This is a genomic window from Aerococcus loyolae, from assembly GCF_002871915.2.
GTDB classification, from domain to species: Bacteria; Bacillota; Bacilli; order Lactobacillales; family Aerococcaceae; genus Aerococcus; species Aerococcus loyolae.
The window spans coordinates 1,428,697-1,445,354 of sequence record NZ_CP126958.1; the positions used below are offsets into that span (position 1 = coordinate 1,428,697).

The window sequence follows — 16,658 nt, forward strand, 5'->3', positions numbered from 1 at the left end:
GTTAATTTTTCTTGTTATTATTTTCTGCTAAATTCGGAAAATATTTTCTCCTCAAGCGATTAAATGGCGTTAGCAAGCGCTCATCAATGGCTTGGTTTAGAGGATTAAGAATGCGTTGGCTACAGAAAGTTTGGCAATTATCCCGCCATATCTTAGAGGCAGGTTTTAAATATTCTGTCGATGCTAAGTACTTATCCACAAAAGTCACCACAAATGACTCTGGATAGGCAGGGAGTTGCCAAGTGGCCAACCACATGTGCTTAATGATAATATCATGTTCAACTTCGTTTAAGTCGGTTAAGACTTCTGCATTTTTTAGTGCAATATAAGGGTGATTAGTGAAATGATTGCCTTTTGAGAATGTCATTTCTTTCGTATCATAGTAGAAAAGGTCATGCATTAAACCCGCACGAGCGACTGAACGGTAATCTAAGTTTAAACGCTTAGCAATTTTATAACTATAATAACTGACAGAATAAGAATGAACTAAACGATTCCCATAAATATGTTGGCGAAACAGACCTAAATCGGTAATAAATTCATGGTCTTTAATATCATCGATTAAGGCCAAATAGTCACGGTCATTTTCCCAAGGGTAATTAGTTTCTGTCAATAAGTTCATGTCCTTTCTTTTGTTGAGCCTACTGATCAATTGGGAAGGAAGTGGTGCATAGCGATCGAGCCAGCAATGGCAACGTTCAATGATTCCGCCTGACCCAGCATGGTAATATAGAGACTAATATCACTCGCTGCAATGATTTCCGGTCGAACACCATTTCCTTCGTTACCTAAAATAATGCCCCATTTTTGGTGTTTTTTCAAGTTATAAGTTTCTAAAGCTTGCGCCTGATCATTTAATTCGGTTACCGCCAAACAATAGCCTGCTGCTCTTAAACTGGCCATGGCCTCCTCTAAAACCACTTGGTGGAGGCGAACATGGAATTGGCTGCCCTGCATGGAACGGACCACCTTGGGACTGTAGGGGTCAACAGTACCCTTACCCAAGTAAATATCCTGATAATGAAAGGCATCTGCCGACCGGATCAAAGTGCCCAGGTTTCCCGGATCTTGAACTCCATCCAATAGCAGAACTGCAGGAGAAGCCGGTTTTAAGGAGGCTTTTCGGTCTTGGTTGACCACGGCAAAAACCCCCTGGTCCCTTTGGGTGTCAGATAGTTCTGAAGCTATTTCAGGACTAATCAGAGTTTGATTAGCCAGATTAAAGTCGGCTGCATGGTCGGGGGTAAGAAAAACTTCAGCCAGGTCAGCCCCTGCCTCCAAGGCAGCTTCTAAGAGATGGGGGCCTTCAATAAGATACTGGCCAGCCTTTTCTCGCCCCCGTCGACTTAATAATTTTTTAGCAGACTTAATTTTAGGGTTGTTTTTGGAAGTCAGCATATTACTTGATCAAGCGGTAAATCGCATCCGCATAAATGGCCATGGTTAAGAGGAGGCGGTCAACGCGTTGAACTTCATTCGGTTCATGCATGGTAGATACTTCATCTGGGAATTCAGCCCCAAAAGCAACGCCCCGTTCCATCAAACGGCCGTAAGTTCCCCCACCAATAACAACTTCATGGCCTTCCATACCAGTATGTTCTTCATAAACCTCTAAGAGGGTTTGCACCAGCGGATCATCCCCAGGAACATAGTGGGGCACTTTATTAGAAGTCCCAGTTTCTTGGGCAAAACCAAATTGGTCCCCTAATTGACTAAAGGATTTATCCAATTGTTCAAAACTTTGCCCTTGAGGGAAACGAATATTCAAGGTCACAAATTGTTGGCCATCCTTGGCACCAAAGACACCTGGGTTTAAGGATAAGTCCCCCATTACTTCATCATGGTGGTCAATCCCGGTCTTTTGCCCCTTAAAGTCTTGGTGCAAGAGGTTAGCAATAAAGCTAATATAGGAATTGCCTTCTAAATCACTGGATAGGTTCTTCAAGAATAGAGCCAGGTAAGTCGCCGCATTCTCTCCAGCTTCAGGGAAGGCCCCATGTGATACCCGACCATGTAGGTGGAGGTGAATCTTATTGTCTGCACTGGCCTCAACCGTCAAGCTTACTGGTTGTTTAGCTTGGAATTCTTCAGCAGCTGCTTGGACTTCTTCAAGGTCAAAGCCCTTGATAACCGCATCAGCATCCCCTGGTACCATATTTTCCCGAATACCAGATTCAAAGGACTCAATCGCCCCTTCTAAGGCAGGAAATTTCAAGGTCGTGGAATACATCCCTTTTTCTCCATTGATAATTGGAAACTCAGCATCTGGTGAGAAACCAAAGTCAGGTAGGGGTTCGGTTTCCAGGTAACGGGTCAAGCCCTTCCATTCACTTTCTTCATCCGTTCCGACAATAAAGTGAACTTTTTTCGATACGGGTAAATCTAAGTCACGGATAATTTTTAAGGCGTAGTAGGCCGCTAGCATTGGCCCCTTGTCATCGCTTACTCCGCGGGCATAGAGTTTACCATCAATTAGAGTTGGTTCAAAGGGATCAGTTTCCCAAGAATCATCGACAGGAACCACATCTAAGTGGCCGATAATCCCCAAAATTTCATCGCCTTGACCAAATTCAAAGCGCCCAGCCATGTTGGCAACATTCTTACTGGTAAAGCCGTCACGGTCTACCATGGCTAAGAAAGCGTCGAGGGCTGCTTTAGGACCAGGTCCTAGGGGTGCCTCTTCCGTAGCTTTATCGTCTTCACGGAAGCTAGGAATTCTCAGTAAAGTATATAAATCATTAAGATAGTCGTCTTTTACTTTTGCAACTTCTTCTTGCCAATTAATCGTCATCTTCTTCATCCCTCCAATTGGCTACATTATAGCACAAGAGCCTTTGTCTTGGCTAAGGGAGTAAACATTTCTTTCTCTTTAACTAAATTATATTCAAGAACAAGCTTGATCACCATTCCTTAATCTAGAGCATCCTGGTCTCCTAAAGAAGTCAAACACCCCCTTAAAAAAAGGAAAAGTCATTCTTTTCCACCTTTTTGCTATAATAAGTTTAATCTTGATTAAAGGAGAAAAAAGCCTATGACACGTGCAAGTGGTGTGCTCTTACCTATATCTTCCTTGGCTAATGCTGAAGGCATTGGCAGCTTGGGAAAGTCCGCCTATCAATTTGTTGACTTCTTAGCCGCAGCTGGGCAAAGCTATTGGCAAATCCTACCGCTAGGGCCAACCAGTTATGGGGACTCCCCCTACCAATCCTTTTCTGCCTTTGCGGGTAACACCAATTTCATTGACTTAAAAACATTGGTCGATTGGGGCTTGATTGAAGCTAAGGACTACCAAGACGTCGACTGGGGAAATAATCCCGAACAGATTGATTATGCCAAAGTTTTCTACCATAAACGCCCCATCCTGGAAAAAGCCGTCGCTAACTTTCTTAAACAAGCCGACAGTGATCCCGATTACCAGACCTTTGTCCAAGATAATCAGGACTGGTTGCAGCCCTTCGCTGAATTTATGGCGGTAAAAGAACATTATGATCTAAGCCCAATTAGCGACTGGCCCGAAACCATCCGTTTAAGGGATGGAGAGGCTGTAGAGACAATCCTAGCCCAGGAAAAAGGCAGCCTCAATTACCACTATGTCAGTCAATATTTTTTCTTTAAACAATGGTTTGCCCTTAAGGACTATGCCAATCAACAAGGCATTTACCTAATTGGTGATATCCCCATTTATGTGGCTAGTGATAGTGCCGAAGTCTGGCAAACGCCCCACTATTTCAAGCTTAACCAAAGCGGACAGCCCCAGGTAGTCGCGGGTTGTCCTCCAGACGCTTTTTCTGCTGATGGGCAATTATGGGGAAATCCGATCTATGATTGGGAGGCCGTGGCTAAGGACAATTACCAATGGTGGATCAAACGGATCCAAGCCAGCCTCAAGCTCTATAACATGGTAAGAATTGACCATTTTAGGGGCTTTGAAGCCTATTGGGAGATACCAGCTAGCGCCCCAACGGCTGCCAGTGGCAAATGGGTCAAGGGACCAGGCCTTGACTTGTTCCAAGCCATCAAAGAAGCCCTAGGCTCTGTCAACATTATCGCAGAAAACTTGGGCTTTCTGACTCAAGAGGTTGCTGACTTACTGGAAGTCACCGGTTTTCCCGGCATGCATGTGATGCAATTTGGCTTTTCTGGTGAAGATTCGTCTGACCTCCCCCACAATTTCAATAAAAATTCCGTTGCCTATGTCGGAACCCATGACAACCAAACGGCCCTGGGCTGGTATTTAGGCCAAGACGCTGCCAGTCGTTATTATATAGATGCCTATTGTGGGCGTCAAAAAGCGGAGAGCGTCGCGGAAATGTTAAACCGAAGCCTAGCCGCCTCTTGCAGTCAGACGGTCATCTATACCATGCAAGACCTCTTAAATCTTGATGACCATGCCCGCATGAATACCCCTTCTACCCTGGGAGGTAATTGGCAATGGCGGATGTCAGCTACAGCCTTAAGCTACAGCTTGCTTAGGGACCTCTATGGATTAACAAAACTCTACCACCGCTTGCCTGCAAGTAAAAGTTTCATATAATGCTAAAAGGCCCTGACCAATGTCAGAGCCTTTTTGCTGTCTATTTTTATAAATGTAAAAACTGACGTAATTTTTGCGTTTTTTCTTGTCCTAGGATAATTTCTAGCTGTTGAGACTTGATAAGCCCAATCAAATAGACCCAAATTCCTAGTAAAGCGACAAGGATAACCATAACGAAAGCCCCTAGTTTATTAGGTTCAGGAATGATCCAGTGGAGGATCTGATAGGTTATTTCACTCATTAGCCCCATGATTAAGATCACCTTTAGGGCTGGCCAGATCCGTCCAGCTAAATCAGAAAAGCTAAATTGGATTTGCTTATAAATACATGCCAGGTAGAAGGCACACATAAAAATAAAGGCCAGTATTGAGGCATACATAGCCCCTTGGCTGCCAAAAACAGCCAGGAGCGGAAACTGAATTAATAATTTAATCCCTAGGCCTAGAACAATCCCAAAGATGGCTTTTTTCTGTTGGTCCATGGACTGCAAGGTCATCACTAAAACATAGAATAGTCCCATAGGAATAGCCATTAAACAAGAAATTTGCAAGTAAAATTCACCCAAGGGGTCATTTATCCCGTAAAGCAACTGGTAGACTGGGGCAGCGAGAACGGCTAGGCCAATGGCTGCTGGCACCATCACTAGGGTAAAGAGGTGGATACTATGTAAGACCACATCACAGGTATGGTCAAAAACCGGTTTTAAGTAGTCATCGTAAGCTGAGCGCGCCTGGAACTTAGCCAGTTCGCGGGTATAGGCATCGGTCACCACGGGAACGGTAGTTGAGGAAATCGCCGTGGCAAATGAAATAATAATTTGAATCACCCGGCGAGCATTGGCGTTAAATACCCCATATTCATAAATTAACTGCCCTTCTCCTAGGTCACTCACCCTTTGCATGATCGGCATGAAGGTATTCATATCGATGAGGTTGACCATTTCAATGATCGAGCCCGTAATCACAAAGGGAATCGCTATGCGGACAATCTCAAATAAGAGCGTCCGGGTGGATACATAATCACTGTCCACATGACCAGCAGGGACTGCATATTTGTCGCGATTTTTGAAATAATAGAAAGCTAAGGTCACAATCGCCATGACTGCCCCAATAAAGGCAGCAAAGGTGGAGTGACTGACCGCCTTAGCAACACTGCCATCCATGACCACACGAATAAGATAAACCGTCGCCAACATATAAATGACACGAGCAAACTGCTCGGTGACCTGAGAAATCGCACTGGGCTTCATTTCTAAATAGGCCTGAAAATAGCCCCGCAAGATCGATAGCAAGGGAATCAAAGCCAGGGCAGGGACTAAGGAGCGGATGACTAGGATAACATCTTCCACATTACGCGCCGGCTTTCCCTGGGCTAGAAAGGGAGCCAGGAAATAAAGAGCCAGGGCACTTAAAATCCCAGTAGCAAGCATCATGACGGTGCCACTTTTAAAGAGGCGCTGGCTGGTTTGGTACTGGCCTCTAGCCATGTAGTTGGTCATTTGCTTAGAGATCGCAGCTGGCACTCCAGCGATGGCCACAGCTAGGAATATCGAGTAATAATTATAGCCAATCCCATAGAGGGCATTGGCTTCGGTACCGACTTGTGGGTCTCCAATCCAATGCATCCAGGGAATAATATATAAGACACCAAGAATTCTAGAAACCACACTAGCAATGGACATCCAAGCCGAACCTTCATTGAGCTTCTCCTTGGATTGCTGGTCCTGAAGAATAGAGCGGCTCCTCTCATTATCATTCATATTTTTACCCCAAATCTAACGTAAAATTTTGTTCATATTAATCCATTCTAATCAATAATTTTACCCAATTCAATTGAGGCCTGGATTCGTTAAGTAAACTTAAGGACTTTAAGAATCTAAGAAACCCTTATCTCCTAGCTTCTGATTAAATCTCTTAGCCGGGCTAAAGTATCTTTGGAAAAAGGCTGTCTGATCACACAGCCTGGCGTTAAGAGGATACGATTATCAGTTTGATTAATAGCCTTGGCTTGGGAAAGCTGGTCTTCTAGTGTTGGCCAATCCGCTTGGGTAATAGCTTCTCGACGTAAGCCCCCCATAATAAATTTATCGGTTTCTTGAATACCTTCTTCTAATTCGGGTTTCGACTCACCGATATGCCAATTAATAACCGGAAGCGGGTAATCCTTAAGAAGGTCAAACATAATATTCGCTCCGTGAATATGAAGGGTATTTAACCAAGCAGTGTCGGCTGCTTCAATAATTTTCAAGTCAAAGGGAATTCCATATTTTTGGTAGGCCTCAGGGCTCAACTTATCATGGGAAGCCATTTGACTGGCTAGATAGATCCCGTCTGCCCCCTTAGCTAGCGCCAATTGGACAAATTCAATAGTTGGTCTCGTCAAGCGTTCTAGGGCTTGTAAGAGGATGCCCTCCCCATCTGCTTCAATATATTGGTCAATCTGACCCTGGCATAGCTTATTAGCAGTGGTTAGGGGACTATGAACGGTAACCACAAGGGGAATCTCTCCCTTGGTCAGTTCCACTAAGCGCTCCAAATGTTCTAACTCTCTTTGAAAGGCCGGGGCCTGGTCGACGCTTAGCTCAGGGACCTCCCGCCAATCCTGATAGGAATGGATCGGAGTTGCTTTGACCTGGGCTACCCCACCCTTGGCTATAGCCGAAAAATCGAGGTCGACGCCATAGTCTTCCACCGTATACATGCCATTACTCATGGTTTTGATAAAATCTATGTCAAATTGGCGGGCAAAGTCATAAGTGGCTTGGCTGATGGCCTGGGGTTCTCGGTCAATTTCCGGATAATGGGTCCAAGCAGAGAATGGCGTATACCCCCTCAACTGCTTAGCCATGAAGGCTTTTAAAAGTTTTTTCTTGTCTGTCATGCTAGACTCCTTTCTCAAATGAAATCTTCTGACTCAAGTGGTCAAAGACGACCTGCAAGAGGCCACAAATTAACCAATAAACGAGGGCCGCTGCCAGGTAAGATTCTAGATAATGGTAGGACAAGGCGGCTGCAAAGCGAGCTTGAGTAAGAATGTCAACCACACCCACAGTAAAGGCCAGGGACTGGATCTTAATGGCCTTCAGATAAGCGTTTAAGAAGAGTGGAATGGCGACTGTTAAGGCTTGAGGAAAGATAATCCGTTGTAAGCTTTGCTTTTTAGTCATTCCGATAGATAAGGCTGCTTCCACTTGGTCTTTACTGACTGCATTGAGGGCACCACGAATATTTTCCGACTCAATGGCTGCCTCTAATAAGGTAAAAGCGGTGATAATCAGCAGGATATTGGGAAAATCATTGGGCTCCATACCAAAGCCGAGCAGGTTCATAAAACTAGCCGCCAGGTCCGGTAAGCTATAACGGATAATAAATAGATGAACAATTAGCGGAACCCCCCGCATATAAGAAATAAAAATTTCTAATACTTGGTCAACAATCGGAATCCGCCGACGTCGAATTAAGGCAATTAAGGACCCTAACCCGATCCCCAAGACTAAGACAAGCAGGGCTAATAAGAGGACCCGGGGGACTGCCTGTAAGACCACTAAAATGGTATCCCATAGAACTTTAAAATCAAAACGCATAGCCTAGTCCTCCCTTCTCCAAATCATAGCGTAACGGTTTTCCAGCAACTTACTGATTAAGATTAATAGTGATGACATGGCCCAATAAATGAGGGCAATCGCAAAGTAGACTTCCACCTGGTAAAGACCATAGTTATTGGCAATAATAATTTCTGCCTGCCCCATCAGGTCGACTAAACCAATAAGGAAAAGTAAGGAAGTGTCCTTTAACAAATCGATCACAGCAGTCGTTAAAGACGGTAAGGCAATGGGGATAATTTGTGGAAAAATAATCCGCCAATTTCTTTGCCAGGATGTCATCCCCAAACTCAGGGCCGCTTCTTTTTGGTCTTGGCCGACAGCTAGATAGGCAGGACGGATAATTTCAGCCATAAAGGCCCCATTATAAGCCACCAAGGCTAAAATCGCTGCCGTTACCTGACTATTGGTTCCCAGTGAGATATGAAAGGGACGTAAAATAAAAGGAATCCCATAATAGGCCACGAAAAGGTGGATAATTCCTGGGGTCGACCGCATAAAGGATGTGTATATCCTTAATAGCGGGTCGACTATCGGAATCTTTTTCACCTGTAAAGAGGCCACAATAACAGCCAGCAATAGGGAGCCAACTAAGGCAACTACAAAGACAAATAAAGTTAGCGGCAAGGTCTTTAGGAGGGCGGGGAGTATATTAATAATAAATCCAAAATCCATAAAGCAACTCCTTTATTACAGAGAAAAGCGACTAATGGTTAATAACTGATTAGTCGCCTGACAACTATTAATTTTCTTCACTGATTTCATAGTCGAAAATGTTCTTTCCATACCATTTTTCTGAAAGTTCTTGTAATTTACCTTCATCCGCTAGTTGTTGGATCGCCTTATCTAAAGCTTCTTTTAAATCTTCCCGGTCAGGAGCAATCATAAAGTAAGTGGCTTTGACTTGAACAGGTTGGTCAGCTGTATTCACATTTAAGCCTAATTCTTCAATAATTTGGTCGGCACCCAGGTTGGACGGCATCACAACAGCATCGGATTCGCCCTTGTCAACTGCTTGGAAACGTTCCGCAAAAGAACCTGATTCACCCAATTGGATATCAATTTGATTGTCAGGATGGGCTTCATTATAAGCGGTTAATAAGTTAAAGATTCCCCCATTCGGTGTTACCGGGTGGACCTTCTTATTGGTTAAATCATCTAAACTTTGAATGGAATCATCATCAGCGCGCTTGTAGATTTCGATAACGCTGGCTCCAGTATGTTTTTCTGGGAAGAGGTACATGGATTCACGTTCAGGATTCTTGTAGAGTCCCCCACCGATAAAGTCATATTGTCCTGTTTCCAAACCTACTTGGGCAGCTTCAGAGTCAACACTTTCAATATTAATATTATACTCAGGCATCACTTCATCTAAGGCTTGGATCAGCTCCACTTCGTATCCGGTTAAATTCCCCTTTTCATCGGTAAAGGATAAGGGCTTTGAAGCATTTTCAACCGCAACAGTCACGGTTTTGGCTCCGGATTCGGATCCGCCTTGGCTATTCCCGCAGGCTGCTAAAAAGAGTCCTGCTAGTACAATGATAAAAGTCTTTAATGTTTTCATTAATTATTCTCCTCACTTTCGGCTAAAAAGGGATGTTGGATCTTATTGACAAAGTCTCGCGTACGGACTTCCTTAGCTGCTGAAAAAATCTGTTGGGGACTTCCCGATTCAACGATTTCACCATTTTCCATGAAAACAACCTGGGAAGAAACGTATTTAGCAAAATCCATTTCATGGGTAGTAATTAACATAGTCACCCCGGTCCGAGCAATCTCTTGTAGAATCTTTAGCAATTCTGCCGAGCGTTCTGGGTCCAGTGACGAAGTCGGTTCATCTAAAAGTAAAATTTCAGGTTTTAGAGCCACTGCCCGGGCAATTCCTACGCGTTGGGCCTGGCCTCCAGATAACTGGCTAGGATACTTATCTAAATGGTCCAACATGCCCACCTGGTCTAATTCTGCCTTGGCAATTTTTTCAGCACTTTCAGCACTCTTGCCCTGGACCGTAATTAGACCCTCTGTCACGTTCTCTAAAACGGTTTTATTTTTAAAGAGACTATAATTTTGAAAAACCATAGCCGTTCGCCGGCGGATTTCAGTAATTTCTTGTTTGGTCGCTTGGTCAGCTGCCACGGTCAAGTCATTGAGCTGGATATTTCCATGGTCAGCGGGATCGAGGAAATTAATGGTTCTTAATAAGGTGGTTTTTCCGGTACCACTGGGACCAATGATAGCAACCACTTCCCCGTCATTGACGGTTAAGTCAATCCCCTTTAAAACTTCCTTATCAGCGAAAGTTTTGTGAATGTTCTCTAGGCGCAGCAAAGTCTTCCCTCCATTTACTTATTTTTTGTTAGTAATAATTTTAACATATTTTTCTCTCATAAAAAGCATATTGCTCAGTGAGCTGAAAGTTTTTTTATCTGCATTGAAAAAAAGCGATTAACACCTGCCTTTAATGGCTAGATATTAATCGCTTAATTGTTTTACTATTTATTCAGCTTATTTAGCAAATAATTATAATGAGCATTCGTTCTGCATTTGAAATTGGGTCGTTAAAAAGCCATGGCACCGGTTCGGGCCTAGGTCCCTCACCTAGCGAGACTCAAATGCCTCGTACGGCTATCGCCTACGATCCATAATTCGCTTCACTTGCTTGTTCATGACTAACTCCCCATTTCAAAGCGTCACTACTGCTCATGATTATTAAGTAAATAAAAATTTTATTTAATAATTAGTTGCCAAGACTTAAAAATCAATTTTTTAATTCATGAACAAAACGGTTAAGGTCGGGACAGGCTTTTTCGAAGTTCAGGCCATCTTGGTGAATATTGGGATTGTCGATTGAGGCTTGGAGAATTTTGGGCAGGGTTTCCACGGCTAAGGCGGTACTTGCTTTGAGCGAGGCCCCATTTTCACGGGCGCCAACGAATATAGAAGCAAAGATATCACCGGTTCCATGGAAAAGTCCGCCAACAAAATCCGCCTGAATCAGACCCTCAGTCTCATTGTCAGCGTCATAGTAATAGGCCCCTGTCTGTTGATCACCATCATATCCTACCCCAGTGAGAACCAGTGAAGTCGGCTGGTCACTGTCCTGGTTGATTAAAGCGGCTAAGTCTTTAGCGCTTTGATAGCCTGCCAGGCCTTCTTGATAGGGTAAGTCATAGATAAAGGCCGCCTCGGTTTGATTGGGCATGATCACATCAGCAATATCACATAACTTGCGCATGGCCTTGGCATAGGCCTCATCAAAACCGGGATAAAACTTGCCTTGGTCAGCCATAACTGGGTCTAGGTAAATCTTCCCACCGGCCTTAATTAATTGAGGTAATTTTTCAATTAAGAAGTCAATTTGCTCAATACTTCCCAAATAACCGACATAAACAGCGTCAAACTTTAGCCCAAAGGATTGCCAGTGACCAACAATCTTAGCCATTTCATCACTGAGGTCCAGATAGGTATAGCCTTCAAAACCTGGTCCCGTATGGGTAGACAAGAGTGAGGTGGGTAATAAGGTCCCCGCTAATTCCATCATGGCTAAGATAGGTAAGGCTACTGTTGAAGAACACTTACCGTAGCAGGAAATATCATGGACGATTAAAATATTCTTCATGCAATTTCCTTCCTATTTAACCACAATATTAACTAATTTATCAGGAACAGCAATCACCTTCACCACGTCCTTACCAGCAATAGCTGCTTGGACCTTGTCTGAATCTTTGGCTGCTTGACTTAATTCCTCTTGGCTAAGGCCGCTAGCTACTTGGAGACGTTCCTTGATTTTACCGTTCACTTGGACCACAATTTCGATGCTTTCTTCAACCAATTGGCTTTCATCGTAACTTGGCCATGGCACATAAGAAATCCCAGCTTCACCGGTTAAACGTTGCCACAATTCTTCTCCCAAGTGAGGAGCAATTGGAGCCAGTAATTGGACAAAGCCCTTGGCATAGTCGTAAGGAATACTTTCTGCCTTATTAGCTTCATTGACAAAGACCATCATTTGCGAAATTGCTGTATTAAAGTGTAATTTTTCCAGGTCTTCAGTGACTTTCTTGACGGTTTGATTGTAAACCTTGTCTAATTCACCCGTATCAATGGTAGTAATGCGGTCTCGTAATTGGTCGTCACTATCGATAAATAGGCGCCAGACTCTTTCCAGGAAGCGTCTAGCCCCCGCTAAGCCATCTTCACTCCAAGCAATTGAGGCATCCAAAGGTCCCATAAACATTTCATACAAGCGTAAGGTATCGGCCCCATAACGTTCAACAATGTCATCGGGGTTAACCACATTGCCTTTTGATTTAGACATTTTTTCATGACCTTCACCGAGGATCATCCCTTGGTTGAAGAGTTTTTGGAAGGGTTCTTCGGTAGGCACTACCCCTAAGTCATAGAGGAACATGTTCCAGAAACGCGCATAGAGGAGGTGAAGAACAGCATGTTCTGCCCCACCGATATAAAGGTCAACATTCATCCAATAATCAGCGGCTTCTTGACTAACGAGAGCTTCCTTATTCTTAGGATCACAGAAGCGAATAAAGTACCAGCTTGATCCCGCCCATTGTGGCATGGTGTTGGTTTCGCGCTTCCCGTGGAGGCCAGTTTCTTCATCATAAACGTTAAGCCAGTCGTCAAAGTTGGCTAGTGGGGATTCTCCAGTACCTGATGGTTTAATATCTTTACCTTCTGGCAACAAGACCGGTAAGTCTGCTTCAGGAACCGCTGTGGTGGTCCCATCTTCCCAATGGATAACAGGAATTGGTTCACCCCAGTAGCGTTGGCGTGAGAAGACCCAGTCACGGAGACGGTAGGAGGTCTTAGCTTGGCCAGCGCCCTTAGCTTCCAGGATTTCAATGGACTTTTGAATGGCTTCATCCTTGCCTAAACCATCCAATTCTTCTGAATGAATGTGGTTCCCATCACCGGTATAAGCTTCTTTTTCCAGGTCGCCACCTTCGATGACGGCTTTGATTGGAAGGTCAAATTGCTTAGCAAATTCGTAGTCCCTTTGGTCATGGGCAGGAACAGCCATAACCGCACCGCTTCCATAAGAAACCAAGACATAGTCAGCCACCCAAATTGGGAGCTTGTCCCCGTTGAGTGGGTTAACTGCATAGGCCCCAGTAAATACCCCAGTCTTCTCCTTAGCGAGATCGGTACGTTCTAAGTCAGACTTATGGCTGGCTGCTTCAACATAATCAGCCACGGCTTGTTTTTGGCCTTCGCTCACAATTTGTTTGATCAGTGGATGTTCTGGGGCTAAAGCACAGTAGGTCGCTCCGTAAAGCGTATCAGGACGGGTGGTAAAGACTTCAAATTCTTTGTCAGTATCAGCCACCTTAAAGGTCACATCGGCCCCCTCTGAACGACCAATCCAGTTCCGTTGCATTTCCTTAATGCTTTCTGGCCAATCCAAGTCGTCTAAACCATCCAAGAGACGGTCAGCATAGGCAGTAATCTTTAATACCCATTGCTTCATCGGACGACGGACTACAGGATGGTTGCCCCGTTCAGACAAGCCATCGATCACTTCTTCATTAGCCAGAACCGTGCCCAAGGCTTCACACCAGTTAACCATGATTTCATCTTCGTAGGCTAGGCCCTTTTCAAAGAGTTTGGTGAAGATCCATTGGGTCCACTTATAATATTCTGGGTCAGTGGTGTCAATTTCACGGTCCCAGTCATAGGAAAAACCGAGGGATTCAATTTGTTTCTTGAAGACACCGATATTGGCTTGGGTAAATTCGGCAGGGTCATTACCGGTATCGAGGGCATATTGTTCCGCTGGTAAACCAAAAGCGTCCCAACCCATAGGATGGAGGACATTATAACCTTGAGCCCGCTTCATTCTCGAAACAATATCAGTTGCAGTATAACCTTCTGGGTGCCCCACATGGAGTCCTTGACCGGAAGGATAAGGGAACATGTCCAATGCATAAAACTTAGGCAAGGACTTGTCCTCTAAGATTTTAAAGCTCTTATTGTCTTTCCAATATTTTTGCCATTTTTTCTCTATTGTCTTGTGGTTATAAGCCATTATGTAATCCCCTTCCATTTCAACATGAAATATTTACCTAAAAAAAAAGCCCCCTTATACAAGTTATCTTGCATAAATAGGACGAATGATCGTGGTACCACCTACGTTGGCTCTCTTCTTACCCTTAACGCAGGTGAGACGGCAAACAAGTTGCGTGTGAATCATCAGACGAGTTCACTGTTAGGAATAAGATGTTTTCACCAAGCACATCCTCGCTAAGTATTCCGCCCAAGTTACTACTTCTGAGTCGTCTTCATACTTATGCCATTGTATCACGCTTTAGACCCAGGAGCAACTTTATTTATCTTTGGGAATTTCTTTCAGGCAATGGCTCACCTTTAGTAAAAATATATGCTAAAATAAATAAAAGATAAAAAAGAGGAGGTGATCTGATGCAAGCCATACACTATTACTTTATCCGCCATGGAGAGACCGAAGCCAACCAAAACAAGCTGGCTGGTCAAGAAAAAGTACAAGGCTGGACCGATACCCCCCTAACCCGGGTAGGTCAAGCACAAATGGCCGATTTAGCTGACCACTTTAAAAATATTCCCTTGGATTTAGCCTACTCAAGTGACATGCCAAGGAGTCAAACGAGTGCCCAAATTCTCTTATCGAGTCAGCCCCAAGGCCTAATAGCAACTCCCTTAAAAGAATTTCGTGAGATTTATTACGGCGGTATGGAAGGGCAGCCCATCGAAGTAGCCTGGCCCGAAAGCTTGCAGGAAATGGTCCACCACATGCGAGAAGAAGGCATCCCTCAATCACAATTTGTGCCTAATGTTATTGATGGCATTAGCCACCGTGATCCTAAAGGCTTAGCTGAAGATTTTATGACCTTTTGGAACCGCCTAGAAAGTGGGATGATGCAGGTCCATGATGAGGCTTTAGAATACCGCCTAGACCATATGAAACCCGAAATCAATGTCGCCATCGTCTCCCACCATACCCCGATCTCTGCCTTTCTGCACGAGGTCTTGGCTGATTTTGACTTAGCCGAGGTGCTAGACTACGGTCACTATGCCCATGTTTCCTACCATGATGGTTTCTATGAACTAATCGAGTGGAATATGAGTTAAAGAAGTAAAAGATCTTGTATAAAAATAAAAACCGGATGAATCAGTGTAAAGAATCACTGATCCATTCGGTTTCTTTATTTGTCGGCTTCAAAGGATTCAAAGACCAGCTCTCTTAATTCACCAACAAGGTAAAGGCTGCCAAAGACACAGATAAGGCAATCCCCCTCCTGCTGGTCAGCCCATCGTCTGGCATAGGCCATAGCGTCTTCATTATTCTGAGCGGTGTAGGTGTTTACCTTTTGGAGGCCTGTAACCATATGGGTGGCCTTGGTGAGTTCACTGGCTGTCATGGCCCGGTCTGAATCAGGGGTAATGGTGACAATCTCATCAAATAAGTGAACGACCTCTCCTAACATGCGGTAGACATCCTTATCCCTGAGCATGCCGGTAATGCCTAAGCGAGGTATATTAGGGAAGTAATCCTCAACGGCGTGACGCATGGCCCGGACCCCATCTAAATTATGGCTACCATCAATAATAATTTCTGGATCTTGGTGAACCCATTCAAAACGTCCTGGCCAAGAAACTGTCTGTAAACCTTCTTTTATCTGCTTGAGCTCTACATTAAAACCAGCTCGTTTGATTTCAGCTAAAGCCTCAATCGCTAAGCAAGCATTAAGCACTTGGTGTTTTCCCAATAAGTTAAGGTGATAATTCTCTCCCTTATAAGTAAAAACTTGCTGACGGTTTTCCGGGTGAATATTCTCAATACTTTCTGTATCAATCGTCTTCAAAGGCGCTCCTTGACGTTCAGCAGTCGCACTTAATACTTCAATCGCCTCTTTCGGATAGGGGTAAACCACCACCGGAGTGTAGTACTTAATAATCCCCGCTTTTTCTTTAGCAATTTCTGAAATGGTATGGCCCAGGATATTTTCATGGTCTAAGGCAATCTTAGTAATCACACTGACTAAAGGACTCTTCACCAGGTTAGTGGCATCCAAGCGACCACCTAATCCCACTTCTAGAACAATAATATCGCAGCCTTCATGGTAAAAGATCAACCAAGCCATGGCAGTAAATAATTCAAACTCGCTACATTGAATCTTAGTGCCGGCAAGTTTTTCCTTCATGTAGTCTTTCATGGCTCGCAGCTTTTCATCAGCGATATTCTCCCCGTTAATCCGGATACGCTCATTAAAACTCACTAAAGATGGTGAGGTATACAAACCTACCTTATAGCCAGCTAATTGGAGGGTCCTAGCAATCATTGAGGCGGTTGAGCCCTTGCCATTGGTGCCGGCGATATGGACAGTAGGCAATTTGTCTTGGGGATTATCAAAGACCGCCATTAAGTCGCGAATATGGTCTAGGCCCAGGGTCCATTTGCCCCGCTCTAAGACCGGTAAATCTTTTTCAAATTCTTCATAATCCATCTAATTTGGGTCATCCTTTCAC

At 44.2% G+C, this 16,658-nt stretch carries 14 protein-coding genes; 2 read left to right on the top strand and 12 right to left on the bottom strand.

Annotated elements, in window-relative coordinates:
- Position 1: 1 nt before the first annotated feature.
- The 3 genes from CJ190_RS06435 to pepV are packed head-to-tail and all read right to left on the bottom strand — an operon-like array spanning position 2 to position 2,791.
- On the bottom strand, positions 2-622 hold the full coding sequence (locus CJ190_RS06435; RefSeq protein WP_064292552.1) for an HD domain-containing protein: 621 nt from the start codon (positions 620-622) through the stop codon (positions 2-4).
- A 26-nt stretch (positions 623-648) separates the two neighbouring features.
- A complete protein-coding gene (locus CJ190_RS06440; protein WP_064292553.1) occupies positions 649-1,398 on the bottom strand; it encodes a TrmH family RNA methyltransferase in 750 nt (249 codons plus the stop codon).
- 1 nt (position 1,399) lies between these two features.
- On the bottom strand, positions 1,400-2,791 hold the full coding sequence (gene pepV / locus CJ190_RS06445) for a dipeptidase PepV (RefSeq protein ID WP_064292554.1): 1,392 nt from the start codon (positions 2,789-2,791) through the stop codon (positions 1,400-1,402).
- 240 nt (positions 2,792-3,031) lie between these two features.
- Here pepV and malQ point away from each other — a divergent pair, with 240 nt between their 5' ends.
- On the top strand, positions 3,032-4,534 hold the full coding sequence (malQ, locus tag CJ190_RS06450) for a 4-alpha-glucanotransferase (protein ID WP_064292555.1): 1,503 nt from the start codon (positions 3,032-3,034) through the stop codon (positions 4,532-4,534).
- Between the two features lie 46 nt (positions 4,535-4,580).
- Here malQ and CJ190_RS06455 read toward each other — a convergent pair whose 3' ends face one another.
- From CJ190_RS06455 to leuS, 8 genes are all read right to left on the bottom strand, one after another.
- Complete coding sequence (locus CJ190_RS06455) at positions 4,581-6,293, bottom strand: putative polysaccharide biosynthesis protein (protein WP_064292556.1); 1,713 nt, start codon at positions 6,291-6,293, stop codon at positions 4,581-4,583.
- Between the two features lie 134 nt (positions 6,294-6,427).
- Positions 6,428-7,414, bottom strand: a complete 987-nt coding sequence (locus tag CJ190_RS06460; protein WP_064292557.1) for a uroporphyrinogen decarboxylase family protein — start codon at positions 7,412-7,414, stop codon at positions 6,428-6,430.
- Between the two features lies 1 nt (position 7,415).
- Positions 7,416-8,117, bottom strand: coding sequence for an amino acid ABC transporter permease (locus tag CJ190_RS06465; RefSeq protein WP_064292558.1), 702 nt, complete (start codon positions 8,115-8,117; stop codon positions 7,416-7,418).
- A 3-nt stretch (positions 8,118-8,120) separates the two neighbouring features.
- The gene (locus CJ190_RS06470) at positions 8,121-8,810 is read right to left on the bottom strand and encodes an amino acid ABC transporter permease (RefSeq protein WP_064292559.1); all 690 of its coding nucleotides are present in this window, start codon (positions 8,808-8,810) and stop codon (positions 8,121-8,123) included.
- Positions 8,811-8,877: 67 nt separating this feature from the next.
- Positions 8,878-9,699 (bottom strand): transporter substrate-binding domain-containing protein, encoded by an 822-nt coding sequence (locus CJ190_RS06475; RefSeq protein ID WP_064292560.1) that lies wholly within the window; start codon positions 9,697-9,699, stop codon positions 8,878-8,880.
- Positions 9,699-10,463, bottom strand: a complete 765-nt coding sequence (locus CJ190_RS06480; RefSeq protein ID WP_064292561.1) for an amino acid ABC transporter ATP-binding protein — start codon at positions 10,461-10,463, stop codon at positions 9,699-9,701. The genes CJ190_RS06475 and CJ190_RS06480 overlap by 1 nt, the downstream gene beginning before the upstream one ends.
- A gap of 430 nt (positions 10,464-10,893) precedes the next feature.
- A complete protein-coding gene (locus CJ190_RS06485; RefSeq protein ID WP_064292562.1) occupies positions 10,894-11,754 on the bottom strand; it encodes a pyridoxamine kinase in 861 nt (286 codons plus the stop codon).
- 12 nt (positions 11,755-11,766) lie between these two features.
- Complete coding sequence (leuS, locus tag CJ190_RS06490; protein ID WP_064292563.1) at positions 11,767-14,181, bottom strand: leucine--tRNA ligase; 2,415 nt, start codon at positions 14,179-14,181, stop codon at positions 11,767-11,769.
- 392 nt (positions 14,182-14,573) lie between these two features.
- On the opposite strand from leuS, the gene CJ190_RS06495 reads away from it, so the two are divergent.
- A complete protein-coding gene (locus tag CJ190_RS06495; protein WP_064292564.1) occupies positions 14,574-15,260 on the top strand; it encodes a histidine phosphatase family protein in 687 nt (228 codons plus the stop codon).
- A gap of 74 nt (positions 15,261-15,334) precedes the next feature.
- Here the strand turns inward: CJ190_RS06495 and CJ190_RS06500 are convergent, their stop codons facing one another.
- Positions 15,335-16,636, bottom strand: a complete 1,302-nt coding sequence (locus CJ190_RS06500; RefSeq protein ID WP_064292565.1) for a bifunctional folylpolyglutamate synthase/dihydrofolate synthase — start codon at positions 16,634-16,636, stop codon at positions 15,335-15,337.
- Between the last annotated feature and the right edge of the window lie 22 nt (positions 16,637-16,658).

Bases quoted from the DNA above. Each gene is read 5' to 3' on its own strand.
- CJ190_RS06435 (WP_064292552.1), bottom strand. From the start codon at position 622: ATGAACTTATTGACAGAAACTAATTACCCTTGGGAAAATGACCGTGAC.
- CJ190_RS06440 (WP_064292553.1), bottom strand. From the start codon at position 1,398: ATGCTGACTTCCAAAAACAACCCTAAAATTAAGTCTGCTAAAAAATTA.
- pepV (WP_064292554.1), bottom strand. From the start codon at position 2,791: ATGACGATTAATTGGCAAGAAGAAGTTGCAAAAGTAAAAGACGACTAT.
- malQ (WP_064292555.1), top strand. From the start codon at position 3,032: ATGACACGTGCAAGTGGTGTGCTCTTACCTATATCTTCCTTGGCTAAT.
- CJ190_RS06455 (WP_064292556.1), bottom strand. From the start codon at position 6,293: ATGAATGATAATGAGAGGAGCCGCTCTATTCTTCAGGACCAGCAATCC.
- CJ190_RS06460 (WP_064292557.1), bottom strand. From the start codon at position 7,414: ATGACAGACAAGAAAAAACTTTTAAAAGCCTTCATGGCTAAGCAGTTG.
- CJ190_RS06465 (WP_064292558.1), bottom strand. From the start codon at position 8,117: ATGCGTTTTGATTTTAAAGTTCTATGGGATACCATTTTAGTGGTCTTA.
- CJ190_RS06470 (WP_064292559.1), bottom strand. From the start codon at position 8,810: ATGGATTTTGGATTTATTATTAATATACTCCCCGCCCTCCTAAAGACC.
- CJ190_RS06475 (WP_064292560.1), bottom strand. From the start codon at position 9,699: ATGAAAACATTAAAGACTTTTATCATTGTACTAGCAGGACTCTTTTTA.
- CJ190_RS06485 (WP_064292562.1), bottom strand. From the start codon at position 11,754: ATGAAGAATATTTTAATCGTCCATGATATTTCCTGCTACGGTAAGTGT.
- leuS (WP_064292563.1), bottom strand. From the start codon at position 14,181: ATGGCTTATAACCACAAGACAATAGAGAAAAAATGGCAAAAATATTGG.
- CJ190_RS06495 (WP_064292564.1), top strand. From the start codon at position 14,574: ATGCAAGCCATACACTATTACTTTATCCGCCATGGAGAGACCGAAGCC.
- CJ190_RS06500 (WP_064292565.1), bottom strand. From the start codon at position 16,636: ATGGATTATGAAGAATTTGAAAAAGATTTACCGGTCTTAGAGCGGGGC.